The 24,301-nt window shown below is 43.5% G+C and carries 20 protein-coding genes and 1 riboswitch; of the genes, 8 read left to right on the top strand and 12 right to left on the bottom strand.

Going from position 1 to position 24,301, the window contains the following annotated elements:
- Window positions 1-35: 35 nt before the first annotated feature.
- A complete protein-coding gene (gene nadC / locus K370_RS04825) occupies window positions 36-917 on the bottom strand; it encodes a carboxylating nicotinate-nucleotide diphosphorylase (protein WP_047539421.1) in 882 nt (293 codons plus the stop codon).
- A 45-nt stretch (window positions 918-962) separates the two neighbouring features.
- Here nadC and K370_RS04820 point away from each other — a divergent pair, with 45 nt between their 5' ends.
- Window positions 963-1,571, top strand: a complete 609-nt coding sequence (locus K370_RS04820) for a glutathione S-transferase N-terminal domain-containing protein (RefSeq protein ID WP_047539420.1) — start codon at window positions 963-965, stop codon at window positions 1,569-1,571.
- Between the two features lie 45 nt (window positions 1,572-1,616).
- On the opposite strand, the gene K370_RS04815 is transcribed toward K370_RS04820, so the two are convergent.
- From K370_RS04815 to K370_RS04805, 3 genes are all read right to left on the bottom strand, one after another.
- Window positions 1,617-1,946 (bottom strand): hypothetical protein, encoded by a 330-nt coding sequence (locus tag K370_RS04815; RefSeq protein ID WP_047539417.1) that lies wholly within the window; start codon window positions 1,944-1,946, stop codon window positions 1,617-1,619.
- Between the two features lie 107 nt (window positions 1,947-2,053).
- Complete coding sequence (locus tag K370_RS04810; protein ID WP_047539414.1) at window positions 2,054-3,190, bottom strand: ribonucleotide-diphosphate reductase subunit beta; 1,137 nt, start codon at window positions 3,188-3,190, stop codon at window positions 2,054-2,056.
- Window positions 3,191-3,343: 153 nt separating this feature from the next.
- Window positions 3,344-6,166 (bottom strand): ribonucleoside-diphosphate reductase subunit alpha, encoded by a 2,823-nt coding sequence (locus K370_RS04805; RefSeq protein ID WP_047539411.1) that lies wholly within the window; start codon window positions 6,164-6,166, stop codon window positions 3,344-3,346.
- 186 nt (window positions 6,167-6,352) lie between these two features.
- Window positions 6,353-6,592, bottom strand: a riboswitch (cobalamin riboswitch).
- Window positions 6,593-6,809: 217 nt separating this feature from the next.
- Between K370_RS04805 and K370_RS04800 the strand changes: the two genes are divergently transcribed.
- A complete protein-coding gene (locus tag K370_RS04800) occupies window positions 6,810-7,715 on the top strand; it encodes an SdiA-regulated domain-containing protein (protein WP_052185179.1) in 906 nt (301 codons plus the stop codon).
- A gap of 65 nt (window positions 7,716-7,780) precedes the next feature.
- Here K370_RS04800 and metE read toward each other — a convergent pair whose 3' ends face one another.
- Window positions 7,781-10,075, bottom strand: a complete 2,295-nt coding sequence (gene metE, locus K370_RS04795) for a 5-methyltetrahydropteroyltriglutamate--homocysteine S-methyltransferase (protein ID WP_047539408.1) — start codon at window positions 10,073-10,075, stop codon at window positions 7,781-7,783.
- A gap of 186 nt (window positions 10,076-10,261) precedes the next feature.
- Between metE and K370_RS04790 the strand changes: the two genes are divergently transcribed.
- The 5 genes from K370_RS04790 (at window position 10,262) to K370_RS04770 (ending at window position 15,306) form a co-directional block, all read left to right on the top strand.
- The gene (locus K370_RS04790; RefSeq protein WP_047539406.1) at window positions 10,262-11,203 is read left to right on the top strand and encodes a LysR family transcriptional regulator; all 942 of its coding nucleotides are present in this window, start codon (window positions 10,262-10,264) and stop codon (window positions 11,201-11,203) included.
- Window positions 11,204-11,309: 106 nt separating this feature from the next.
- Window positions 11,310-12,215, top strand: coding sequence for a polyphosphate kinase 2 (ppk2, locus tag K370_RS04785; RefSeq protein ID WP_047539403.1), 906 nt, complete (start codon window positions 11,310-11,312; stop codon window positions 12,213-12,215).
- Window positions 12,216-12,341: 126 nt separating this feature from the next.
- A complete protein-coding gene (locus K370_RS04780; RefSeq protein ID WP_047539400.1) occupies window positions 12,342-13,949 on the top strand; it encodes an inorganic phosphate transporter in 1,608 nt (535 codons plus the stop codon).
- Between the two features lie 173 nt (window positions 13,950-14,122).
- A complete protein-coding gene (locus K370_RS04775) occupies window positions 14,123-14,746 on the top strand; it encodes a hypothetical protein (protein ID WP_047539398.1) in 624 nt (207 codons plus the stop codon).
- 167 nt (window positions 14,747-14,913) lie between these two features.
- The gene (locus K370_RS04770; protein ID WP_235272694.1) at window positions 14,914-15,306 is read left to right on the top strand and encodes an META domain-containing protein; all 393 of its coding nucleotides are present in this window, start codon (window positions 14,914-14,916) and stop codon (window positions 15,304-15,306) included.
- A gap of 15 nt (window positions 15,307-15,321) precedes the next feature.
- On the opposite strand, the gene K370_RS04765 is transcribed toward K370_RS04770, so the two are convergent.
- From K370_RS04765 to K370_RS04735, 7 genes are all read right to left on the bottom strand, one after another.
- Window positions 15,322-15,570 (bottom strand): hypothetical protein, encoded by a 249-nt coding sequence (locus K370_RS04765; RefSeq protein ID WP_047539390.1) that lies wholly within the window; start codon window positions 15,568-15,570, stop codon window positions 15,322-15,324.
- A 24-nt stretch (window positions 15,571-15,594) separates the two neighbouring features.
- Window positions 15,595-19,227, bottom strand: coding sequence for a TonB-dependent receptor domain-containing protein (locus tag K370_RS04760; protein ID WP_047539387.1), 3,633 nt, complete (start codon window positions 19,225-19,227; stop codon window positions 15,595-15,597).
- Between the two features lie 77 nt (window positions 19,228-19,304).
- The gene (locus K370_RS04755; RefSeq protein ID WP_047539384.1) at window positions 19,305-20,297 is read right to left on the bottom strand and encodes a FecR family protein; all 993 of its coding nucleotides are present in this window, start codon (window positions 20,295-20,297) and stop codon (window positions 19,305-19,307) included.
- A gap of 40 nt (window positions 20,298-20,337) precedes the next feature.
- Window positions 20,338-20,889, bottom strand: a complete 552-nt coding sequence (locus K370_RS04750; RefSeq protein ID WP_047539375.1) for an RNA polymerase sigma factor — start codon at window positions 20,887-20,889, stop codon at window positions 20,338-20,340.
- 295 nt (window positions 20,890-21,184) lie between these two features.
- Window positions 21,185-22,279 (bottom strand): tRNA 2-thiouridine(34) synthase MnmA, encoded by a 1,095-nt coding sequence (gene mnmA, locus K370_RS04745; protein ID WP_047539372.1) that lies wholly within the window; start codon window positions 22,277-22,279, stop codon window positions 21,185-21,187.
- A gap of 133 nt (window positions 22,280-22,412) precedes the next feature.
- Entirely contained in the window at window positions 22,413-22,871 is a 459-nt protein-coding gene (locus K370_RS04740) for an NUDIX hydrolase (RefSeq protein WP_052185178.1), read from the bottom strand.
- 90 nt (window positions 22,872-22,961) lie between these two features.
- Window positions 22,962-23,615, bottom strand: a complete 654-nt coding sequence (locus tag K370_RS04735; RefSeq protein ID WP_047541645.1) for a MarC family protein — start codon at window positions 23,613-23,615, stop codon at window positions 22,962-22,964.
- An 84-nt stretch (window positions 23,616-23,699) separates the two neighbouring features.
- Between K370_RS04735 and K370_RS04730 the strand changes: the two genes are divergently transcribed.
- Window positions 23,700-24,287 (top strand): Maf family protein, encoded by a 588-nt coding sequence (locus K370_RS04730; protein ID WP_047541643.1) that lies wholly within the window; start codon window positions 23,700-23,702, stop codon window positions 24,285-24,287.
- Window positions 24,288-24,301: the final 14 nt, after the last annotated feature.

The raw sequence follows: 24,301 nt of genomic DNA, 5'->3' as shown, positions 1-24,301 counted from the left end.
TAATTTCGAAGCGTTTTAGTGTCGTATTCCATACATTATTTTATTCTTAATGATAAATCAATGGCACGTATATTTTTTGTTAAGCTGCCAATTGAAATGCGATCAACACCTGTTAATGCAATCGCGCGGGCAGCGCTTAAATCAACGCCGCCAGACGCTTCCAGTTTTGCGTGGCCAAGGTTTATTGCTTTGTTAATTCCTACTGCTTTTTCCATCTCTTTTAAACCAAAGTTATCTAGCAGAATACTGGTGGCGCCTGCATCCAATGCCTGTTTGAGCTGATCGCAGTTTTCAACTTCTATTTGAATGCTGGTGTCTGGATGCTGCGCAATAGCTTGTGCTAAAGCCGCATGAATGCTACCTGCGGCTGCAATATGGTTTTCTTTGATCAAAATGCCATCATAAAGCGCCAGTCGTTGATTGGCGCCACCACCGACGGTAACTGCATATTTTTGCGCTAAGCGTAAGCCTGGAATGGTTTTTCGGGTATCTAGAATTTGTGCTTTTGTGCCAGAAACCGCCATGACAAATTTGCGCGTTTGGGTTGCGACAGCGGATAGCAATTGCAAAAAATTCAACGCGCAACGCTCGGCAGTCAGCAATGCGCGCGCATTGCCCCGGATTTCGCATAATAACTGGTTGGCAGAAATCTTCTCACCTTCGTTTACCAGCCATTTGATTTTAATATTTGCATCCACCTGCTTAAAACAGGCGTTTACCCAGTCGATACCACAAATAACGGCATCTTCACGTGTAATAATCGTGGCATGCGCTTGCTTATCAGCGGGAATCAGCGAAGCAGTCAGGTCGCCACTGCCAATGTCTTCGGCGATTGCACGTTTAACATCTTGCTCAACCAGCGAATTAAAAGCAGCTGAATCATGCGGATACTGTTGTGTAAATAGAGGTGATAACATAATTTCTATTATAATGCAGACATCGACAAACAAAGTACACCCATAATGAAGCTTTTATACACAGTTAATAGCCCTTACGCACGCAAGGTGCGAATTGTTGCACTTGAAAAACATATTGATATAGATTTACAGGAAGTGGTATTGGCTGACCCTGATTGCCCCGTTAAGAATCATAATCCATTAGGTAAAGTGCCAGTGCTGGTTTTGGATGATGGCGATAGTTTGTACGACTCAAAAGTGATTGTCGAATACTTGGATAACCGTACACCGCTGGCGCATTTAATTCCGATTGACCATAGTAGCAAGATTTGGGTGCGCCGTTGGGAGTCGCTTGCTGATGGCATTTGTGATGCTGCTGTAGCTGCGACGATGGAAAGTCGCCGGCCGCCAGAGCAGCAGATACAAGCCAATATTGATAAGCAAATTGCTAAAGTATTGCTCGGCTTAGAAGTGCTTAACTTGGATATCACCAAGAAAAAATGGTGTGTGAATGAGACTTTCAGTCTGGCAGATATTGCCGTGGGCTGCATGTTAGGTTACGTTGATTTGCGCTTTAAACAGCTCAATTGGCAAGATAATTTTCCTAACCTGGCCAAGCATTACAGCGTGTTAATTAAACGGCCAAGTTTCAAGCAAACAATGCCTATGATTTAAAATTATTTCGAATGACTGTTTGATGAGTAAACGATATTTGGATAATTAATTTTTACTGGTAATCTCGTCTGCCAGTGTTGAAAGCTGCGTTTTTTTACGCATACTTTGTCTTTCATTCAGGCGTTTTTGCGCGGCAATTGGAAAATCGGTAAATCTAATCACATTGCCTTCAATTAATATGCTGATCAGGTCTTCCAGCACGCGCGCCAGTTGAATATCGCTCTCGCGGAATGATGAGTTTTTAGCAAGTGTCTGCTCTAGAAATTCCAGATATTCTTTGCTATTGTCTTCAACAAATACCCAGCCATCACCAAAACTCTCAGATTCACTTGCAGCAATCACAGTGCCGCTTGCATTTTTAAATACGTAAGCCATATTTATTTTTTACCAATCAATAAAATTAAGACGATTTTAGCGCTTAATTTGTTGTTCAGTCTGAAAATTTTGGTAATGCTTATTAACTCATGCTGGCTTTGCTAATGTTAATCCCAGCTTAATGCGCCACCGGTTTGATATTCCGTTACGCGCGTCTCAAAAAAGTTTTTCTCTTTTTTCAAATCCATCATTTCGCTCATCCACGGGAAAGGATTTGTTGCGCCTGGGTACAGCACATCCAGCCCAATTTGCTGGCAACGACGGTTTGCGATAAAACGCAGGTATTCTTTAAACATGGTTGCATTCAAGCCCAGCACGCCGCGTGGCATGGTTGCTTCTGCATAGCGATATTCAAGCTCTACACCATGTTGCATTAGGCCTTTAATTTCCTCGCGGAATTCAGCTGTCCACAAATGTGGATTTTCCAGCTTGATGGTGTTAATCACGTCAATACCAAAATTGCAGTGCATGGATTCATCGCGCAGAATATATTGATATTGCTCTGCCGCGCCCTGCATCTTGTTTTGGCGACCAAGCGCTAAAATCTGCACAAAGCCGACATAGAAAAACAGGCCTTCCATAATGCAGGCAAATACGATTAATGAGCGTAATAGCTGCTGATCTGCTTCTGGCGTACCAGTTTTAAATTGTGGATCAGTTAAAATGTTGATAAATGGAATCAGAAAATCGTCTTTGTCTTTAATACTTGCGACTTCTTGATAAGCATTAAAAACTTCAGACTCATCCAAGCCCAGGCTTTCCACAATATATTGATAAGCGTGGGTGTGAATCGCTTCTTCAAAACCTTGGCGCAGCAAGTATTGACGGCATTCTGGCGCCGTAATATGGCGATAGGTTCCCAGCACGATATTATTTGCTGCCAGCGAATCGGCTGTAGTGAAAAAACCTAAATTACGCTTCACGATTAAACGCTCATCGTCTGTTAGCGCTGTGCTGTCTTTCCACTGCGCAATGTCGCGGCTCATGGAAACTTCCTGCGGCATCCAGTGATTGGCGCAGCCAGCCAAGTATTTATCCCAAGCCCAGTGATATTTAAACGGTACTAATTGATTGACGTCAGTTTGGCCATTAATCATCCGCTTATCTGATGCGTTCACACGGCCTGAATGCGATGGCTGATTGGCAGCTACAGGTTTGATTTCTACGTCAGTCACCACGGTTAAGTTTGGTGTTGTTTGTGATTTGTTTGGTGATATAACAATATCATCTTCAAATGAAAGCATATTTTTTCCTTATTTTTTAACAGCGTATCTTTAGAAAATTAAAAGTTCTATGCGAAACAAGGCGTGAGAAAAATTTTGAGCGCAGCATACATCAAGTATGTAAGCGATAAAATTTTTTGATGCAACGCCCTGTCGCGACGAAGTTTTAGTTTTCTATTGGCAAGATTCGCATTCAGGGTTATCGATACTGCACATTTTTGGCGCTTCTTCCTGCACGTTGCTACCTGAAGAAACTGCGTTCAATTCACCGCCTGAGCCAGTAGATTTCTCCGCTGCCGTCGCGCCTAATGAGCGCAAATAGTAAGTGGTTTTTAATCCGCGCTGCCAAGCCAATAGATAAGTGTCGTTCAGTTTTTTGCCAGACGGTACCGCAAAATACAGATTCAGCGATTGCGCCTGGTCTATCCATTTTTGGCGACGCGCTGCCGCTTCGATTAACCATGTTGGATCCACATCAAATGCAGTGGCATAAAGCTGTTTTAAATCTGCCGGTACGCGTTCGATTTTTTGCAGTGAGCCATCAAAATATTTCAAGTCAGAAACCATCACTGCATCCCATAAACCACGTGCTTTCAAATCGTTTACCAATTGCTCATTCACAATGGTAAATTCGCCTGACAAGTTAGATTTGACGTACAAGTTTTGATATTCGGGTTCAATACTTGCTGATACGCCAACAATATTGGAAATCGTGGCTGTTGGTGCAATCGCTACGCAATTTGAGTTGCGCATGCCGACTTTTTGAATGCGCGTTCTGAGTGCATCCCAATCCAATGTTTTGCTTCTGTCTACCTCCACATTGCCGCCGCGCTCGCTCAGCAGTAAATCCAATGTATCTAATGGCAGAATGCCTTGATCCCATAAGCTGCCTTTAAAGCTGGAATAAGCGCCGCGCTCTTCTGCTAGCACAGTAGAAGCGTAGTAGGCGTTGTAGCAAACCGCTTCCATGGCGCGGTCAGCAAACTCCACTGCTTCCATGCTGGCGTAAGGAATGCGCATTGCATGCAGGCAATTCTGGAATCCCATAATGCCCATGCCAACAGGGCGATGACGTGTGTTGGCATTGCGTGCTTTGCCAACCGGGTAGAAATTGATATCAACCACGTTATCCAGCATACGCATGCCGACTTTAATCGTCGATTGCAATTTGTCGTTATCTAACACCAACTTGCCGTTAACTTCGGTTAAATGTTGCAATAAGTTTATAGAGCCTAAATTGCAAACCGCGATTTCAGTGTCAGAAGTGTTAAGCGTAATTTCAGTACAAAGGTTTGAGCTATGCACCACGCCAACATGCTGCTGAGGCGAACGAATATTGCACGGATCTTTGAATGTGATCCACGGATGGCCAGTTTCAAACAGCATAGAAAGCATCTTGCGCCACATTTGTAAGGCAGGGATTTTCTTGAATAGCTTGATTTCACCATTTTCAGCACGGCGTTCATATTCCACGTAAGCCGTTTCAAACGCTTTGCCGTATTTATCGTGCAAATCCGGAACGTCAGAAGGTGAGAACAATGTCCAATCACCAGCCTCAGTCACGCGGCGCATAAATAGATCTGGAATCCAGTGTGCAGTATTCATGTCGTGCGTGCGACGGCGATCATCACCGGTGTTTTTACGTAAATCTAAAAACTCTTCAATATCTAAATGCCAGGTTTCTAAATAGCCGCACACTGCGCCTTTACGTTTGCCACCTTGGTTAACTGCAACAGCAGTATCATTTACCACTTTTAAGAATGGAATCACACCCTGGCTCTTACCATTGGTGCCTTTGATACGGGCGCCCAGTGAGCGCACCGGCGTCCAATCGTTGCCTAAACCACCCGCATATTTTTGTAGTAAGGCGTTTTCTTTAATGCCTTGGTAGATGCCTTCAAGATCATCACTGACAGTGGTGAGGTAGCAGCTGGATAATTGTGAATGCAATGTACCAGCATTAAATAATGTGGGCGTCGAACTCATAAAATCAAACGTACTTAATACGTTATAGAATTCAATCGCACGCGCTTCGCGGTCAATCTCGTTTATCGCCAAGCCCATCGCAACACGCATAAAGAAGATTTGCGGCAATTCGATACGGAGCTCTTCAATATGCAAAAAGTAGCGGTCATACAGCGTTTGAATACCTAGATAACCAAATTGGAAATCGCGTTCTTTTCTAATTGCTGCGGCTAATTTGCTTAAATCGAACTGCGCTAAACGCTGGTCTAGCAATTCTGCGTCAATCCCCATTTTGATATAACGCGGGAAATATTCTACGTAATGCACATCCATTTCGGCATGGCTGATACGCTCACCTAATACTTCGGCGCGTACTAAATACAGTTGCAAACGGGCTGTCACATAATTGTAGGCAGGCTCGGTTTCAATCAAACTACGCGCCGATAGAATCAGTGCTTTGTACACTTCGGTAAATGGAATGCCATCGTATAAATCACGCACGGCTTGCTCTACCACTAAGCTAGCACTTACTTCCTCCCCCAAATTCAGGCAAGCCTCGCTAACCATCGCATTGAGTTCTTTGATGTTTAACGGCGTTAATGTGCCGTTGATATTCACGTTAAGTGCATGCTGAGATTCTGCACTGGCATGACTGGCTTTTTCGGCAGCACGTTCTGCATTGCGTTTTTCACGGTAAAGCACGTATGCACGCGCTACATCGTGATTGCCATTGCGCATAAGCGCTAACTCCACTTGATCCTGAATGTCTTCAATATGGATTGAACCGCCCGCAGGCAGGCGGCGCATCAGTGCGTTGTTCACCAGTTGGCTTAAAGTAACCACTTGGTCGCGCACACGCTGAGAAGCCGCGCTTTGATTGCCTTCCACCGCTAAAAAAGCTTTGGTGATGGCGATAGAGATTTTATCGAGATTAAACGTGACAGCAGCGCCATTTCGGCGAATCACTTGCAGTGTAGGTAATAAGCTGGATTGTGCTGAATCAGCAGTTGGAGATGGTCTTATGTCATCCATTTTGGTTTTCCCTTTTTAATAAAGGGCAGGTTCGCTTTACTTAGCGCAGCTTGCTTAAAAGTTGCGTAACTAAAAACAGCATGGCAGAAAATCAAAAATGACTTTCCATCTGCCGAGGACACCCCGCCTCAAACGTTATAAAAAATAGTTTTGCGTGATTTTTATGGTTAAGTTAACCTTAAATTCGACGCAAAAAATGTACGCGGCAGGTCTCCTGGCTCTCAGGTCATCATCATTTGCAGCCTTCCCAAACAGAATATGTTCAGTGGCAGAATGCTATGAATAAATAGCGTACAAATAACTCTCTGATTACAGTTGCGGGGGCAGCCCTGGATTTAATGCTTGAGCGTTTACAAGCACCGCACCAGATTCCCTTTTATCTCAAGTTTGTTGATGAACTTGAAAACCGTGTGGATAGACTATAACGCAAGATAGAGGATAAATTCAATACTTAAAACACAATATATTGATAATGTTTGCCAAAAATTGCCTATATATATGTTTTTAAAGTATTTAATTTTTGAGTTTTTTTAAAGCTTAAAACAATTTAGGACACTAATTTTTAGTGCAAAAATGAGAATCGTTCGCTTGAATGCTTTAAGCTGGCGACTGCGTATTAACATTGTTAGGATTTAAAATTAACATGTATAAAAGTAAGTTTTTTTGGATATTTGTTTCAACTTTTTTGCTAATCATCGCTGTTTATGTATTGAAATTAGAAGCAATCGCTTGGTACTACTGGCATGCTTTTAAAAATCCGCATGAGGCACACTCACATAACCTGAAAGATTACCAAGTTGAAATCGATGGGCTAGTGATTCCAGAGTTGAAGAACGCCTCTGGTTTTACGCATAACGCGAAAACCAACACACTTTTTACCGTGCTTAATCAAGAATCGCAGATAGTCGAATTGGATTTGAATGGGCAGGTGATTAGAAAGATTCATGTGACTGGCGTGGACGATATGGAGGGCATCACGCATATTGCCGATAACCGCTATGTCATCGCAGATGAGCGCGATAATCGATTGATTTTAGTCATTATCGAAGATGATTCGGTTGATATCGATGTGAGAAATGTACCTAAACTCAAGCTGAGCATTAATCCTTCTGGCAACAAAAATTTTGAAGGCGTTTCCTGGGATGATAATCATCAGCGCTTGTTAGTGGTGAAGGAGCGCGACCCTAAATACGTAATGTCTGTCACGGGGTTTTTTGAGGCAGAAATCGGCAAGCCGCTGAATATTGAAATCAAGAGAATAGAAGCTTTTGAAACCGCCATTAAATGGGCGATGCGAGATTTGTCTTCTATCGCTTACGACAACGGAACAGGCCATTTATTGTTATTGAGCGACGAATCACGTTTAATTAAAGAGTATTCTGAAGATGGAAAAGCGATTGGTGCGCTGGCGTTGTGGAAAGGTTTCCATGGCTTAAAAGAGCACGTGCCGCAGGCAGAAGGTATTACGGTGGGCTCAGATGGCCGAATTTATATTATGAGTGAGCCGAATTTATTCTATTCGTTTAAACCGCAAACGATTAAGAATTAATTTCAATATTTCGGTACAAATCAATTTTGTACCGAAATATGATTTAACTATTGAAGTAGCACAGTTTAAGCCGCGACTAGACTTTTGCGCAGGTTTTTCGCAACCGTCACCATGTTTTGCAACGCAAGCTTAGTTTCATCCCAACCGCGGGTTTTCAGGCCGCAATCAGGGTTAATCCAAATCCGCTCTGCTGGAATCACATCAAAAGCACGTTTCACCAGTTTTTCCATCGCCTCTATGCTTGGTACGCGTGGTGAATGAATATCGTAAACGCCTGGACCGATTTCATTTGGATAAGAAAACTCACCGAAGCCATCTAATAATTCCATGGCCGAACGTGAAGTCTCAATGGTGATGACATCAGCATCCATCGCAGCAATCGCTGGCAGAATATCGTTAAATTCTGCGTAACACATATGCGTGTGAATCTGCGTATCGTCTTTTGCCACGCTGGCAGAAAGCTTGAATGCACGCACTGCCCAAGCCAAATAATGTGCCCAAGCGGCTTTTTGTAGCGGTAAGCCTTCGCGCAAGGCGGGCTCATCAATCTGAATAACTGCGATACCTACATTTTGCAAATCATCCACTTCATCGCGAATCGCCAGTGCCAATTGCAACGCGGTCGTTTCGCGTGGCTGGTCATCGCGTACAAAAGACCACTGCAACATGGTAATCGGGCCAGTCAGCATACCTTTTACCGGACGTGTAGACAGCGACTGTGCAAAACGCGCGGTTTCTACTGTCATCGCTTGCGGTCTGTATACATCGCCATAAATAACCGGTGGTTTCACGCAACGCGAGCCATAGCTTTGCACCCAGCCATTTTGCGTAAACACATAACCAGCCAGTTGTTCGCCAAAAAATTCCACCATGTCGTTACGTTCTGCTTCGCCATGCACCAGCACATCCAAGCCCAACTCTTCTTGCTCGCGGATGGCGTAGGCAATGTGCGACTCCATATCTGCATCATACTTGGTTTGGCTGATTTCGCCTTTTTTGAACGCTGCTCTGCTGGCGCGAATATCAGGCGTTTGCGGGAATGAACCAATAGTCGTTGTGGGTAATAATGGTAAGTTCAAACGTGTACGCTGTGTGATTTGACGAACGTTAAATGCGCTTTCGCGGTTTTCGTTCACTTTGTTTAGTGTGCTGATGCGTGCTTTTACATCGGCATTGTGCACACGCGCTGAATGGTTACGTGAGGCGATTGCGGCACGTGAAATGCTAAGTTCAGCTGCAACAGAATCAATGCCGTGGTTTAAAGCTTTAGCAATCACATTCAGCTCAACCAGTTTTTCATCCGCGAATGCTAACCAGGATTTAATCTCTGCATCCAATTTAACTTCATGTTCTAAAGTCACTGGTGTGTGCAGCAGTGAGCAACTTGGTGCAACCCACAGACGCTCGCCTAATCTTTGTGCCCAAGGCTCTAACAATGCCAGTGCTTTATCCAGATCGGTGCGCCAGATATTGCGGCCATCAATGATGCCAGCCGATAACACCCAATAACTCGGAATCGTATTTACCCAGGGGCCTAATTGCTCAGGCGCGCGCACTAAATCCAAGTGAATGCCATCTACAGGCAAGGTTGCGATAAGACCTTGGTAACGTGATACATTGGCAAAATAAGTGGTTAACAATAGTTTTGGGCGTGATGTTCTAAACCATGCATAAGCGCGCTCAAAGGCTTTCAGCCAAGCATCATCCAAATCCAGCGCAAAAATCGGTTCATCAATCTGCAGCCATTCGATTTTTTTAGCATGCAACTCTTGCAGCAAATGCGCATATTGCTGCGCTAAGTTATCCAATAAATCTAACTTGTTTACGCCGCGTGCTTTGCTTAAATATAGAAAGCTCACTGGGCCAAGTAGAACGGGTTTCACGTTTTTGGAAAGCTTTTGCGCTTCGTCGATTTGGTTTAAGAAATCATGCGCGTTGATTGAAAACTGTGTATCGGCATTTAATTCCGGCACGATATAGTGATAATTCGTATCGAACCATTTAGTCATTTCCATCGCTGGTTGCTCTAAATTGCCGCGCGCCAGTGCGAAATAAGCGTTTTCAGGCGAAATGCTTTTTTCACCAAAAGGCAATTTAGAGAAACGTTTTGGTTGTGCACCAAATAAAACCGTGTGATCTAGCACGTGGTCATACTGCGAAAAATCATTACTGGTCACAAATGCCAAATCGGCATCTTGCTGTTTTTGCCAATGTGCTGTTCGTAATGTTTTTGCGGTATTTTGCAAATCTTCAGATGAGGATTCGCGGCGCCAGAATGATTCCAGCGCAAATTTCAATTCGCGTTTTGCGCCAATGCGCGGATAGCCCAAAATATGGGCCTTAACTGTTTTTGTTGTCATTTTAACCACCTAAATATTCAGTAAATTTTTGTGTTAACTCATTTTGTTAATTAACTTTATAGTTAAGTCATGCTCTGCGAATTAACCAAGGCATGCATTGTGTCCCGATGAAATTTTTTAATAAAGCGAAAGTTTTTGTGATAAATTTGAATTAAATTCATATCAATAAAATTTGGTCAGTTAAATATGCTAGAAATCCGCCATTTAAAATCGCTAAAAGCCATCGCAGAAACAGGCAAGTTGGGCTTAGCTGCAGAGCGTGTCTTTTTAACGCAATCAGCACTTTCTCATCAAATACGTGCGCTGGAAGCGCATTATGCAATCACGCTTTTTCAGCGTAGCGCGCAAGGCTTGCGCTTTACGCCGGCGGGGCAACGGCTGTTAGACTTAGCCAATGAATTGTTGCCGTTAATTGAGAAATCAGAGCGTGATTTGATTCGCTTAAAAAGCGATCAATCTGGTGAGTTGAGAATCGTTTTAGAATGCCACACCTGTTTTGACTGGCTGACGCCAGTGATGGATGCATTCAGGCGCGCCTGGCCGGAGGTGGAAATCGATTTGGTGGCTGGGTTTCATAGCGATCCGTGGCATCTTTTGGGTGAGGATAAAGCAGATGTGGTGATTGGCGGTTTGCCCAATATCCTGTCTGAAAAAATCAGCAACTCAAATCATCCGCAATTATTGAATCATCTGCCATTATTTAAATTTGAGATTATGGCCGTGCTTCCCACCGACCATGTTTTGCGTAATAAATCACGATTAACTGCGCAGGATTTTAGTGATGAAACCTTGATTACTTACCCAGTGCCAGAGGACCGCATTGATGTGATCAAACAAGTATTAAAGCCTGCGGAAATTCACTTCAATCGCCGCACAGCCGAGTTAACCATTGCGATTATGCAATTAGTCGCCAGTCGCCGCGGGTTGGCGGCTTTGCCAAGCTGGGGTATTCAAAGTTATGTAGAGCATGATTATGTATTGGCTAAACCAATCGGCGCTAAAGGCTTGTGGTCAGAGCTGTATGCAATCGGTACCAATGAAATGATGGCACGGCCTTATGCCAAAGATTTAGCGCGTATTATTCGCGACGTTTGTGCAGAAAAATTGCAAGGCATCAAATTATTGTAGCGATCTAAACGCATCAGTTTTTGGCATTAAATTGCATTGTCACAAAACCGTCATCAAAAATCACTATTCTGTATTTAATTAAGTTAATTAAATATCGAGATTAAACATGAATTTAAATGACGCAGAAGTCATGGAGCGTATTCACAATGACTTGATCGATAATCTGGATGAAGAGTTAGAGCTTGAGTTAGAAGACAATCACCTAGATTCACTCTCCGGCAATGATGCAAATCGTAGCAAAGAATATCGCCGCATCTACTTTAAAGAGCTATTTCGCCTGCAAGCTGAGCTGGTGAAATTGCAGGATTGGGTTGCAGCCACCGGCCACAAAGTTGTGATTATTTTTGAAGGTCGCGATGCAGCGGGCAAGGGTGGTGTGATCAAGCGTATCACGCAGCGCTTGAATCCGCGCATCTGTCGCGTTGCCGCATTACCTGCGCCCAATGAGCGTGAACGCACGCAATGGTATTTTCAGCGTTATGTTTCCCATTTACCCGCCGCTGGCGAAATGGTTTTGTTTGACCGCAGCTGGTATAACCGTGCGGGCGTTGAGCGGGTGATGGGGTTTTGTGACGACGCACAATATGAAGAGTTTTTCCGCTCAGTGCCAGACTTTGAAAGAATGCTAGTGCGCTCAGGCATTCAGGTCATTAAATACTGGTTTTCCATTTCAGATGAAGAACAACATCTGCGCTTTTTAGGCCGTGCACACGATCCGCTTAAACAATGGAAACTCAGCCCGATGGATTTGGAATCGCGTCGCCGTTGGGAACTGTATACCAAAGCCAAAGAAGTGATGCTGGAACGCACACATATTGATGAAGCGCCTTGGCATATTGTAGAAGCCGTTGATAAGAAAAAAGCACGGCTTAACTGTATTCACCATTTGCTGAATCAAATGTCCTACGAAGAAATAAAGCGTCCCATTATTGAGTTGCCACAACGCGAGCATCATGACGACTATGTACGTCAGCCGGTGCCGCCGAGTATGTTTGTGCCTGAAGTTTATTAAGTTGATCACCATGCAAACGATAGGCAATCAATCGACTATTAAGCCGTTGTCATCAATTTGTCATCAACAGCACAAATACTGTTAAACGGCTTTCCAATTAAATAAATCTCTTAGGAATCATTCATCATGAGCTCAATCGCCTCATCGGTAAATACAGCAAGACCGTCTCGACCCAATTTAGACAGCAAGCCTAGTAAGGTGACTTTGTTTGTTTTTATTACTTTACTAATGGGCGGCTTGATATTTACCGCCTTTAGTCTCATGCATGATGTTTCTGAAACCGGGGCAAAAACCACTACCTATTTGCCGTTCATTTTATTAGGCGTTGCATTAGTTATTGCGCTGGCTTTTGAATTTGTGAATGGCTTTCATGACACAGCAAATGCAGTCGCCACCGTGATTTATACGCACTCCATGCCGCCCAATGTCGCAGTGGTTTGGTCAGGCGTGTTTAACTTCTTAGGTGTGCTATTTTCCAGTGGTGCTGTGGCTTTTGGTATTATCGCCTTACTACCGGTAGAGCTTATTTTACAAGTGGGCGCCGGTTCTGGCTTCGCCATGGTATTCGCTTTGTTAATCGCCGCTATTATCTGGAATTTAGGTACGTGGCTGCTAGGCTTACCTGCGTCATCTTCGCACACATTGATTGGCTCGATTATTGGTGTTGGCGTGGCAAACGCGCTGATGCACGGCCGCGATGGCACCAGTGGCGTAGATTGGGCGCAAGCCACTAAAATCGGCTATTCATTATTACTATCACCCGTGATTGGTTTTGTGATTGCCGCGCTGTTACTGTTAGCGCTGAAAGTTTTAGTTAAAAACAAAGAGCTGTACGAAGAGCCAAAAGGCAACAAGCCGCCACCGCTCTGGATTCGCAGCCTGTTAATTCTTACCTGTACTGGCGTATCGTTCGCACATGGTTCTAATGACGGACAAAAAGGGATGGGTTTAATTATGCTGATTTTGGTTGGTACAGTGCCAATGGCATATGCGCTGAACCGTGCTATGCCCGTAGACCAGATGACGCAATTTGTGGCGGTCGCGCAAGTAACGCAACAATCCATTATTAGTATTGCACCTGCAACAGCCCCAACTGATCCTCGCCACACTTTATCTGAGTATGTACGCACAAAAACTGTCACGCCAGAAGTGTTGCCTGCTTTGGCCGCAGTAACAGGCATTATTGGCGCACAGGTAAAAGAGCATGGTTCGTTTTCACGCGTGCCTGCTGAAGTCGTTGGCAACGTAAGAAATGATATGTATCTGGCTTCAGAAACTATCCGCTTTTTAGATAAAGATAAAGCGGTAACGTTTAGCGGCGACACAAAAGCGAATTTGACCGCCTTTAAAAAGGAGCTGGATAACGCCACAAAATTTATTCCGCTTTGGGTTAAAGTTGCAGTAGCCATCGCTTTAGGGCTTGGCACAATGGTCGGTTGGAAGCGTATCGTGATTACCGTTGGTGAGAAAATCGGTAAGACGCATCTCACCTATGCGCAAGGCGCATCGGCGGAACTGGTCGCCATGTCGATGATTGGCGCGGCTGATGTATTTGGTTTGCCGGTTTCGACCACGCATGTGCTTTCTTCAGGCGTGGCAGGCACGATGGCGGCAAATAAATCAGGTCTGCAAATGTCGACGATTCGTAATTTATTGACTGCTTGGGTATTAACTCTGCCAATGGCCATGCTACTTTCCGGTAGCTTATATTGGGCTTTCTCACATCTGATTTAATTAGAAAAACCGTCATGCAAAAGCTGCAAGATGCTTGGTACGTTCAAGTGCTTGCAGCTTCTTTATAGAAGTTACGAGTGGTCAGCTATGCTTGTAATCTAAAACTTTATATGTAAATCAAATGGGATTACACTTCAGTATTACATTGCAAAAAAACAAAAAGTAAATTCGCCATGCAACGCCCCAGCAAATATATCGTTTTCACATTACTGCTTACAGCCTTGCTTGCCGCCTGTGATAAGGCCAAAGAGCCTGAGACTGAACCGACCGCGCAATCGCCTAACGCCAATTCGGCAGCAAGCCTGCCTGAAAAAAATTACACCCCAGAAGTGATTAACTTTGAAGGCTTTGGTCCCGCAAAATTTGGTGATAATGAAGAGTCTGTACGTATGTCATGGGGTCGTCCGCTTAATGCTGACAAACCTGCCGTTGGTGCGACTTGCTATTATTTACGCTTAGATCCGTTGCCTAAGCCGCAACAAGGCATTGCTTTTATGCTGGAGGATGGCCAGTTTGTGCGCTACGATGTTGATGATCCAAAATGGGTCGCACCAGGCAATATTGTGGTGGGCGATACCATGGAAAAAGTGATGCAAGCCCACGCTGGTCATGTTGAAAATCAACCGCACAAATATATTGATGGCGCACATACCTTAATCGTGACACCAACTCAAGCTGGGGCAGAAAACAAACCAAGCAGTGCGCGCTTGATATTTGAAACGGACGCAAATAATATCGTGATCAACTGGCGTATTGGCGTAGAGCCGCAAGTATATTATGTAGAGGGTTGTAACTAATTGGCTGTAGTCTAAGCGCGGGTTGAACAACGCACTACAATTCGTATTTCTAAAAAAACACAGAATCGAGATAAGTGATGATAAGGCCCAAAACTGTTTACCTGGCAATGCTGCCATTTTTAATGCTATGCGCCTGTGCAAAACCAAACACCGTAACATCAGTTTCTATGCAAAATACATTATCACCCGCACAAATAATCAACAAAACTTGGCAAGTAGAAGACATTAACCAGCACGGAATCATCGATAACGCACACGTCACATTAATGTTTGGCGATGATGATCGCATCTCAGGTAAATCTGGCTGCAACAACTATTCTGGCCGCTACACGTTAACCGGTAATAAACTAGCCGTTATTCCACCAATGATAAGCACCAGAATGATGTGTGCACCGGCATTAATGCAGCTAGAAAATGAATATATTGCCATACTAAGCGCGGCAGAAAAGGTGGAGTTATCACAAGTTGGCGCATTGATTATCACTAGCGAAAGCGGCAAAACGATTACGTTAATGACTAATGATGCTGTTCAGGCTGAGGCTAAAAGCCAGCCTAAATAACTTAAGTTTGATGAATCAAGCCTTATCATCAGCCTCAAAAATACAAATACTTTCCTCTGCATTAAACGTCACCTGCAATTGTGCGCGGATTGCCAGCTTTTTAATCTCACTCATTAACACATCATGGTCAGCAATATCTGGCACTAAGTTAGTACAAAATGCTGAATAAAACCCATGCTGCTTTACCTCACGCACAATAGTGGCAAGGTCAGCAGGCTCTGATGGGTTTAAATCTTTTGATGTTTTTATATTTTTTATTAACATATTTAAGAGCTTTATTAAGCAATATTACTTCTTATTCGGGTCAAACCGCCAGTTCAAACTAAACCAAACTCCGCGTGGTGCACTGGGTGAAATAAAGTTAGTACTACGCCAATCGCTAGAGTTATGGTTATAACCATCTGGCCCAATTGCACCATTGATTGATGGTGAAAATGGATTACGGCCTAAGCGCCCAGCGGTAAAATATTCTGTATCAAATACGTTATTCACCAGCATGCTCGCTGTCCATTCTGTGTTGAATTTATAGCTGGTTTGGAAATTAAAGACAGCATAGCCTGGCACTGTGCCTGGATTGCCAGCAGGTTGAAGCAGTGCATTGCCTACCGGACCGATATTATCCCTGCCTGGAACAAGGGCACCTTTTCTGTGCTCATTATTTTCATTTCCACGCACAAAACTATCGGAATGAAGTACAGCACTTAAACCCACTTGCCATTTAGGTGTCACTTCATAACTTACGCTGGCATTCAGGTTATGTAGCGATACACCTGGCATACGATTGCCTTTTTTCACTTGAATTGCATTTCCATAACCATTTACAAACTGACTACTACTATTGTCTTCATTAAGCATTAAAAAACTATCTTGAAAGGTAGCATCCGTGAGGCCGTAGTTGAGACTAAAGCCCCATTTATCTTTTCTACCGGACAAGCCTGCCTCAATACCACGACGGCGGGTGTTGCCAATACTGTCAAAAAATCCTGCTCCATTACCGACAGCCACAAAATAAATATCGTCTTTTAAATCAGTTTGATAAGCGCCTAAATTCCATTGCAGATCAGTGGCCCCCAAGAAACTATTTAAAGTGCCACGCATGCCTAGATCATAAGTAGTAGCTTTAATTTGAGGTAAAAACGGGTCACCAGAAAGAGTGGTGGGGAGTGTACATTGGCGATTCTCAAGAATACTTTTCGGCATAAAGTTAGGAGTGTCTACCACGCCATCACCATCTGGGTCTGAGAATCGAGTAAACACTGGGGTTCTATCAAACGCACAGCCCAACTCGATCACACTTGGCGTGCGTGTACCTTTAGCCCAGTTAGCAAATATATTCAAACTCTCTTTGGCTTGCCAAGTCGCGCCCAAGGATGGATTAAATGAATTGAAACTAAATTTCTCAGTCTCCGCTTTATTCAAAGCATTAAAGAGATTTGAAGGCCTGATATAAGTTGGCGGTTTATTGGTACTGCAATCCCCATCACACACGTTGTAATCATCAGGGTAGCTAATGACATCACCTATTGCGAAAGCCGCAATACCATAGCGCGCGGCAATTTTGTTTTTAGTTTTAGTCTCGTTATAACGCCCAGAGGCGCTAAAGTTCCAATTGTCTACAGGTGTCCAAGTTTCGCTAAAGTAAATACTTTTCGTAGTATTGGTACCACTAAAATCATTATTACTGATCGTTTGGAAAGCACCAGCAAACATCGGATGCGCTTGTGCAGGATCTAAATATGCCTCTCGATCTATCGTGAGAAAGCCTAACTGGCTTGTATTTTTGTATTCAGCACTAGCAGCATCGATAGACGCGCCGACCATGAATTTATGCTTTTCAAGATTCCAGTTAAACTGGATAGACGCGCCATCGACAATTTGAGTAATTTTGTTGTTGTTAAAAATAGCGGTAGGGGTTCCCTCTACTATGCCTGGGTAACTTTTCCCCGTAACAGGGTCAAAACCGCCATATATGCCATCTACATATTGGTTCATGCCTAAATCAGCTTTATATTGATTAATTGCAGCAGCACCTGCAGCGCAGGCTTCATTATTGGTAGGGGCTTGTAAAACCACAAAGTTTTTAACCAACGTACCTGGTGGGATCTGAAAGCCATTTGTAGTGAATGTATTATCATCAGCGAATGAATAATAATAGAGCGGGTCTACAGTAGCCAAAAGAATATTGCTACCTGGCATATCTACAGGTAGCTGTTCAAGGAAAAATAGACCCCCGCTATAAGTGGGGATGGGTATTCCGCTATTATCTAACACAGGGTTACCAGCAGAATCTAATAGTGCAGGGCCAGTTGAGGGCGGCTCAATCGCAGCTCGGTTATAATTGCTTGTTTCTTTGTAGTTTTTCCCGTGACTTATCCATTGCAGAATATTAGTAACATAGGCATTGGGTAAAAACGCATTTTTAAAGCCCTGATAGGCTGCCGGGTCTATGTAAATTCTGCCGTCTGGATAATTTGGGTCGCTTGAGTAATTATTAAGAAGGTCATCATAAAACGCTGAAGTAGAAATATCTGCATTACCATTGGCATCAGCAGCTATAGGGATAACATAATAGTCCGGAACACCTTTATTAGGGCCAGTACTCGCAAACAAACATGTTCGCTCACCAGCGCCCAAAGTGCGCGGCATCGTCTCAAGCTCCTCACCATAATCGGTAAAAACGTCAGCACCCACCTGTTTACGGTCACTGTTTCTCCTATACACTTGACCCGTGATGGTGAAATTGTCATTGACGAAGTAGCTACTGCTAAGCTGAAATTGCTGTAGCCTGTTTTTCGTTTCATCTGGGCCAGTAAATACACTGGTTGGATCTCTGGCATACTCTTCACTCGGTAGTAAGCCGTTACCAGTTAAGTCTGTGCCTACAATTAAGCTGCTAAAGCTTAAATCTAGCTTGTCACCTCGGTAGCTGGCTTTACCAAAAAATTGATTCACCTTACTCGGTGAATTATCACGCCAGCCATCTTCTAAAAATAAGTTGCCTGCGCCAAACAAAGCAACCGTACCATTGTTCCAACCACCTTCTACTTGTAGTTGTTTACGGCCAAATGAGCCGCTTAATACTTCTGCATCAAAACCTTCATGATTAAAACCATCTTTGGTTTTAACCGTAAAAGCACCACCTAATGTGTTTAATCCAAATATGGGATTGGATCCTGGGAACACATCGACACTGGCTAATGCGTTCATGGGAATCATGTCCCAGTTGACGACATCTCCAAAGGGTTCATTGACACGGATACCGTCAAAGAACACTGATAGACCTTGTGGTGTGCCAATTTGTGGACCTGCGGTAAAGCCTCTGTATTGCACGTCCATTTGAAAAGGGTTGCCTTGGTAGTCGTTGACGGTGACGGATTGCAACTTCTTGTTCATTAAGTCGGTAATGCTTAATGAGTGAGATTCCTTGATCTCTTTGGCAGTGATGCTTTGTACGTTGCCGGGGATTTGTTCTTTAGTTAAACCTAAACCTGGCAAAGGGCCTATTTCGTAAAAACGTTTGGCACGGACTTGTACTTGGTCTAGCTGGATAGCTTCGGTTTTGGTGGGGGCAACGCGCTCGCGCTTGATAATAGCGGTTGTGCCTTCCATATTGGCTTCCAGCCCACTGTCATTTAATATTTTTTTTAGCGCTTCGTTTGATTCGTAGTTACCTTTTACCGCAGGTGCCATTTTGTCTTTAACTAATTCACTATCTACCGCGATATTAAAGCCGGATTTTTTTGAGAATTGTTTTAATGATTCTGCCAGCGGCTGCATGGGTAAATCAATGGTGATAGGTAGGCTGGTATTAAGCGGCTCGGCATAGGCATTGATACAAAAAGTGAGTAATGCCAGCGAGATTAAGTGGTGCGTTTTATTCACGCGAAAAGTGGAAGTTTGCCTAAAATTAAAACTTTGCATAGATAGCCTCAAACAGTCGGTTGATACTGATATGACTGTTTGGGAAATAAAATCCTGATGTTAACGCGCAAAAATAGTTAGTTTTTGGCTGAAAGTTCTGTTTTTTCTGGGGTATTTTTAACGTGAACTGCAGCTATCTGCGGCATTAATTTTAAGAAGTTTTCCATTTCCGCAATGTCTAAAACGGCGGTGATGTGCGGTTGCATGCCTGCTTGTGGTGAATCTGCTTGTTGAGCGGCAACAATCGGTTTTTTGCGATAACGCGATAAACTTTCGGCAATTTCATTCAGCGATGCGGCATTAAAAATAAGTTTGCCATCCAAGAATGCAAACGCATCTGCAGCATTGCGATTAAGTTTTATGGCTTGAGTGCCTGATTTTATTTCTGCAACCTGGCCATTGGTGATTAAAACTGGCACGGTATCTGTGGCATTCAGGTTTTCCACTTTTACCTTGCCGTGGTCGACACTGACAATCACGCGACCATCAATCTGATTCACCACAAAACGCGTGCCCAGTACTGTTACGCGCGCAAACTGCGACTCCACAATAAAGGGGCGATTAACATCTTTAACGACATCAAAAATCGCTTCGCCGCGCTTGAGTTTAACCAGGCGCTTGTTGCGATAATAGATGACTTCTACATCAGTATTGGCGTTCAAGGTCAATTTGCTGCCATCTTCCAGCGCCTGCTGATTGATTCGGCCTACTGGCGTGTTGCTTGCCAAATTCATGATGGGTTGAGATTGCCAAGCTTGATAGCCAAAAAAACTGAATAAACCGATAGCGGCTATTGCCAGTGATTTGCCCGCTATTCGCATTAATTTTTTACGGCTTGCTTGCGCGTTATCTTTTTTGCGCAACATGGCTTGGGCGAGGGCATTGATTCTGCTGGATGAATCAAAGTCATTCCACGCTGCGCTGATAGCCAAATACTCATCTGCGTGCACATGGCTTTGCATCAGCCAAGCTTCAAATGTTGAGCGCTCTGGGTGATCTGCCTCGGCATATTGCATACGCGCAAACCATTTGGCGGCTTCTTTACGAATTTGTTGATGCTTGTTCAGCATGATTCGCTGTTTGGATGCGTGTTATTAATGATGAGCATATTCAGGCTAATTTCTCACGTGCGGCGCGAATATCAATCAACGCACGAATCACATGGCGTTCTACCATGTTAACGCTAATATTCAACTGCACCGCAATTTCCGCTTGGCGCAGACCTTCTATTCTAAATAGCCAAAATACTTCTCTGCATTTAGGTGGTAGGCAATTAATGATTTGCTGAATGGATTGCAGGCGCTGCTGAATATCCAATATTTTTTCAGGTGATAATGCCCAATTGGCATCTGAGTAATCAGCCAAATGCAGCTCAATTGTTTGATCATCTGCAGAGTTGGAAAGCGTGACGAATCTGGATGACAGTTGAAAGTTATCCGTCAGCAAGTTTTTGACGACTGTACGTAAGTAAGCATGCGGTTCATCCGCATGTGAGCCATGCCTGCTAAAAGCGAAGCGCAATAACGCATCGTGCAAAACATCTTGCGCGGCGTGTATACATTTGGTGTGAAAGAATATGTGCTTGAGTAAATCCGTGTAAACCCAGCGTAAATCCAAACCATACCAGAAGGATGTTTTATTTGATGGTGATAGCGCTATCATTGCATGACAAAACCATTTAGCTAAATATATTTAACTAAAGCAATAATTGTGCTAGTAAAGATTTTAAAGTAACCTGTTGATTAATAATGTTATTTTTAATATTTTTTTATTGCTGGATTTTAAATTGGTTGCAATGAACCAACTGTATGGCTAATTACAGCCAAAATAAAGTTTTGGGTTAAATCACATTTAATATGGATTTTTAAAAATTACAGTGACAGTAGAGCAGCAGAATTTTCAAATGATTGCAGACTAACTATATTGCACCAGTAATGAAATTCCCCGAACTTCTTAATTAAATCGAGCTGGTAATAATCCCACCACCTAGGCAAACATTGCTTTCATACACCACCGCAGATTGGCCCGGGGTAATCGCCCATTGTTTTTGGCCAAATTTAACCGTTACTTCTTCACTGTTTAAGGCATCAATCTCACAAGGCGCATCTGGTTGGCGATAACGTGTTTTGGCAGCGTAAACCCAGTTTGTGATGGGCTCTTCATCGTCTATCCAAGTCAGTTGGCTGGCTTTTAAGCCATCGTTAAGCAATAACGGATGTTCGTGACCTTGCACCACAATCAACTCATTTTTAAGCATGTCTTTTGCCGTAACAAACCAAGGCTCACCATTGCTGTCGCGGCTGCCACCGATTTTTAAGCCTTGGCGTTGGCCAAGCGTGTAGTACATCAAGCCCTCATGCTGACCGACTAGTTTACCTTCTGGCGTTTTGATGTCGCCGGGTTTTTTGGGTAGATAGCGTTGTAAAAACTCTTGAAACGGTCGTTCGCCAATAAAACAAATACCCGTTGAATCTTTCTTCTCTGCATTGATTAAGCCTGCTTGACGGGCAATCTCACGCACTTCGCGTTTTAAATATTTACCCAGTGGGAACAACGTTTTGCTTAATTGTGCTTGGTTAAGACGATACAAAAAATAGCTTTGGTCTTTGCTGCCGTCATCGGCTTTCAGTAATTGGAATAAGCCAGGTTTTAACGGGTTTTCGCGCACTTGTGCGTAATGGCCGGTGGCGATTAAATCGGCACCTAAGCTCATGGCATGGTCCAAAAATGCTTTAAATTTAATCTCGGCATTGCATAAAATATCGGGGTTTGGTGTGCGGCCCGCTTCATATTCGCTTAAAAAGTTGGCAAATACGCGGTCTTTGTATTCGGCACTAAAATTCACGGCTTCGATATCAATGCCGATTTTGTCTGCGATTGAAACCGCATCAATTAAATCTTGCTTGGATGAGCAGTATTCATCATTGTCGTCGTCCTCCCAGTTTTTCATGAAAAGACCAACCACATCATAGCCCTGTTGTTTTAGTAACAGGGCGGTGACGGAGGAATCGACGCCACCTGATAGACCTACAACAACTCTTTTTTTACTCATAAAATTTAAACCTTGTCGTCATACTTCGTTACTCACAAAAATTTAATCGCTTACATATTACCCATATGCTGCGCGATTCAATTTTCTTCGCGCCTAGTCTGACTTAAAGCTCTAAATTTTTTATTATTGTAATTTATAAGTTAGTAATCACTTCCAGCGGATAGCTTGTTCCACTTAAATAATCTTCAATACAGGTTAACACTTGCGGGCTACGCGTCAAGGCAGACTTTTCGCGTATTTCGTCAACCGTCATCCATACCGCACGAATAATGCCATCATCTAATTGTTGCTGTGGATAATGCGCGCCAACTTTGCCGATAAAGGCAAAGCGCAAATATGTCGTATCGTTGTGCGGGTGTTTCCAATGATAAATGCCAAGTAAAGCGGTGGGCGTAAAATCATAAGCGGATTCTTCTAAAGTTTCGCGAATCACGGCTTGAATGAGTGTCTCGTTATCTTCTAGATGACCAGCGGGCTGATTAAAACGATTACCACGATCGGTCGTTTCTTCAACCAGTAAGAACTTGCCGTTTTGTTCGACAATCGCGGCGACTGTTGAATTGGGTTTAAATTGCAATTTTTTCACGAGCATACTTTGTGTTAACTAAGCGGCTATTTTACCTAAAAAAGCAACGTTGGTCGTTAAAAGCATCATGGGTATTAAGCTCAAGCGCTTCTAAGTTTAGCTAATGGCCAATTGTGGAAACAAACCGATTAAGCCATGTGCGATAAACTCAACCGCCATGGCAGCTAAAATCAACCCCATTAAACGTGTGATGATGTTGATACCAATCGTGCCAAGTCGTTGCGTAATGCCATCCGAAAGTTTGAGTACTAGCCAAATCACCGTTGTGACCAATGCGACAGGAATCACTAATGAAAGGTGACCCAATAAAGTAGGTTGTTGTTGCGCACTTAAAATCATGCTGGAAATCGCACCCGGGCCGGCAAGCAGTGGAATACTTAACGGCACAATGGCAATCACTTCGCGCTCTGCCATACTTTGTGCTTCCTCAGCGGTCTGGCGCGTGCCGCCTTGTTTACCATGCATCATGGAAATTGAAATCAGCATGATTAAAATACCTCCGCCCACTTGAAACGATGGAATGGAAATACCGAAAAAAGTCAAAATGCCATCGCCAATAAACGCTGCAGCACATAACACAATGAATACGGTAATTGCCACCGTGCGCGCAGTTTTGGCACGATCAGGCTTGCTCCAGCCATCGGTTGCGCTAATGAAAATCGGCAAACAGCCAATGGGATTCACAATTGCCAGCAATGCAATGGTGATTTTGAGTAAATAAGTAAAATCCTGACTAAGTAAATCTATCATTTCAATCAATCGTAAGTGTTTTGGCGTTTGTGAATGTTAAAGCCTTTGTTAGTATCTGGTATGTTAAATTAAATGGGTAAGTTGATGCAGATTAATCCTTCAAAACAAGTCATACTCGCCTCGCAAAGTCCGCGCCGTGTGGCGATATTAAAACAAATGGGTATTGATTGTATCGTGATGCCAGCTGATATTGACGAATCGCAGATTGCGCATGAAATGCCAGCGGATTATGTGTTGCGTTTAGCAAAAGAAAAAGCACTGGCCATTTTAGAAAAATTAAATAGGCAACATGCGAATATGCCTATTCTGGCGGCAGATACGACGGTGGCTTTAGAAAACACGATTTTTGGCAAACCAGAAAATGATGCGGATGCCATACAGATGCTCAAGCAATTATCTGGTACGCAACATCAAGTGCATACAGCGGTGGCAGTGGTTTTAAATCAGAAAGTTGAAGTGGCATTAAACACTACCTTGGTTGAGATGATGCCACTTAGCGATGCTATGATAGCAGCGTACATCGCGACTAACGAACACAGCGATAAAGCGGGCAGTTACGCCATACAAGGCTTGGCTGGCAACTGGATTAAACGCATTGATGGCAGTTATACAGGCGTGATGGGTTTGCCTGTGTACGAAACGGCGATGCTGTTAAATAAAATTGGTTTTTAATAGATTGAGTTCTA

Origin of the sequence: Methylotenera versatilis 7 (genome assembly GCF_000799165.1) — a bacterium.
GTDB classification, from domain to species: domain Bacteria; phylum Pseudomonadota; class Gammaproteobacteria; order Burkholderiales; family Methylophilaceae; genus Methylotenera_A; species Methylotenera_A versatilis_A.
The sequence above is the reverse complement of the archived record's forward strand: the minus strand, read 5'-3'. Positions and strand labels throughout refer to the sequence as shown.

Bases quoted from the DNA above. Each gene is read 5' to 3' on its own strand.
- nadC (WP_047539421.1), bottom strand. From the start codon at position 917: ATGTTATCACCTCTATTTACACAACAGTATCCGCATGATTCAGCTGCT.
- K370_RS04820 (WP_047539420.1), top strand. From the start codon at position 963: ATGAAGCTTTTATACACAGTTAATAGCCCTTACGCACGCAAGGTGCGA.
- K370_RS04815 (WP_047539417.1), bottom strand. From the start codon at position 1,946: ATGGCTTACGTATTTAAAAATGCAAGCGGCACTGTGATTGCTGCAAGT.
- K370_RS04810 (WP_047539414.1), bottom strand. From the start codon at position 3,190: ATGCTTTCATTTGAAGATGATATTGTTATATCACCAAACAAATCACAA.
- K370_RS04805 (WP_047539411.1), bottom strand. From the start codon at position 6,166: ATGGATGACATAAGACCATCTCCAACTGCTGATTCAGCACAATCCAGC.
- K370_RS04800 (WP_052185179.1), top strand. From the start codon at position 6,810: ATGTATAAAAGTAAGTTTTTTTGGATATTTGTTTCAACTTTTTTGCTA.
- metE (WP_047539408.1), bottom strand. From the start codon at position 10,075: ATGACAACAAAAACAGTTAAGGCCCATATTTTGGGCTATCCGCGCATT.
- K370_RS04790 (WP_047539406.1), top strand. From the start codon at position 10,262: ATGCTAGAAATCCGCCATTTAAAATCGCTAAAAGCCATCGCAGAAACA.
- ppk2 (WP_047539403.1), top strand. From the start codon at position 11,310: ATGAATTTAAATGACGCAGAAGTCATGGAGCGTATTCACAATGACTTG.
- K370_RS04780 (WP_047539400.1), top strand. From the start codon at position 12,342: ATGAGCTCAATCGCCTCATCGGTAAATACAGCAAGACCGTCTCGACCC.
- K370_RS04775 (WP_047539398.1), top strand. From the start codon at position 14,123: ATGCAACGCCCCAGCAAATATATCGTTTTCACATTACTGCTTACAGCC.
- K370_RS04770 (WP_235272694.1), top strand. From the start codon at position 14,914: ATGCAAAATACATTATCACCCGCACAAATAATCAACAAAACTTGGCAA.
- K370_RS04765 (WP_047539390.1), bottom strand. From the start codon at position 15,570: ATGTTAATAAAAAATATAAAAACATCAAAAGATTTAAACCCATCAGAG.
- K370_RS04760 (WP_047539387.1), bottom strand. From the start codon at position 19,227: ATGCAAAGTTTTAATTTTAGGCAAACTTCCACTTTTCGCGTGAATAAA.
- K370_RS04755 (WP_047539384.1), bottom strand. From the start codon at position 20,297: ATGCTGAACAAGCATCAACAAATTCGTAAAGAAGCCGCCAAATGGTTT.
- K370_RS04750 (WP_047539375.1), bottom strand. From the start codon at position 20,889: ATGATAGCGCTATCACCATCAAATAAAACATCCTTCTGGTATGGTTTG.
- mnmA (WP_047539372.1), bottom strand. From the start codon at position 22,279: ATGAGTAAAAAAAGAGTTGTTGTAGGTCTATCAGGTGGCGTCGATTCC.
- K370_RS04740 (WP_052185178.1), bottom strand. From the start codon at position 22,871: ATGCTCGTGAAAAAATTGCAATTTAAACCCAATTCAACAGTCGCCGCG.
- K370_RS04735 (WP_047541645.1), bottom strand. From the start codon at position 23,615: ATGATAGATTTACTTAGTCAGGATTTTACTTATTTACTCAAAATCACC.
- K370_RS04730 (WP_047541643.1), top strand. From the start codon at position 23,700: ATGCAGATTAATCCTTCAAAACAAGTCATACTCGCCTCGCAAAGTCCG.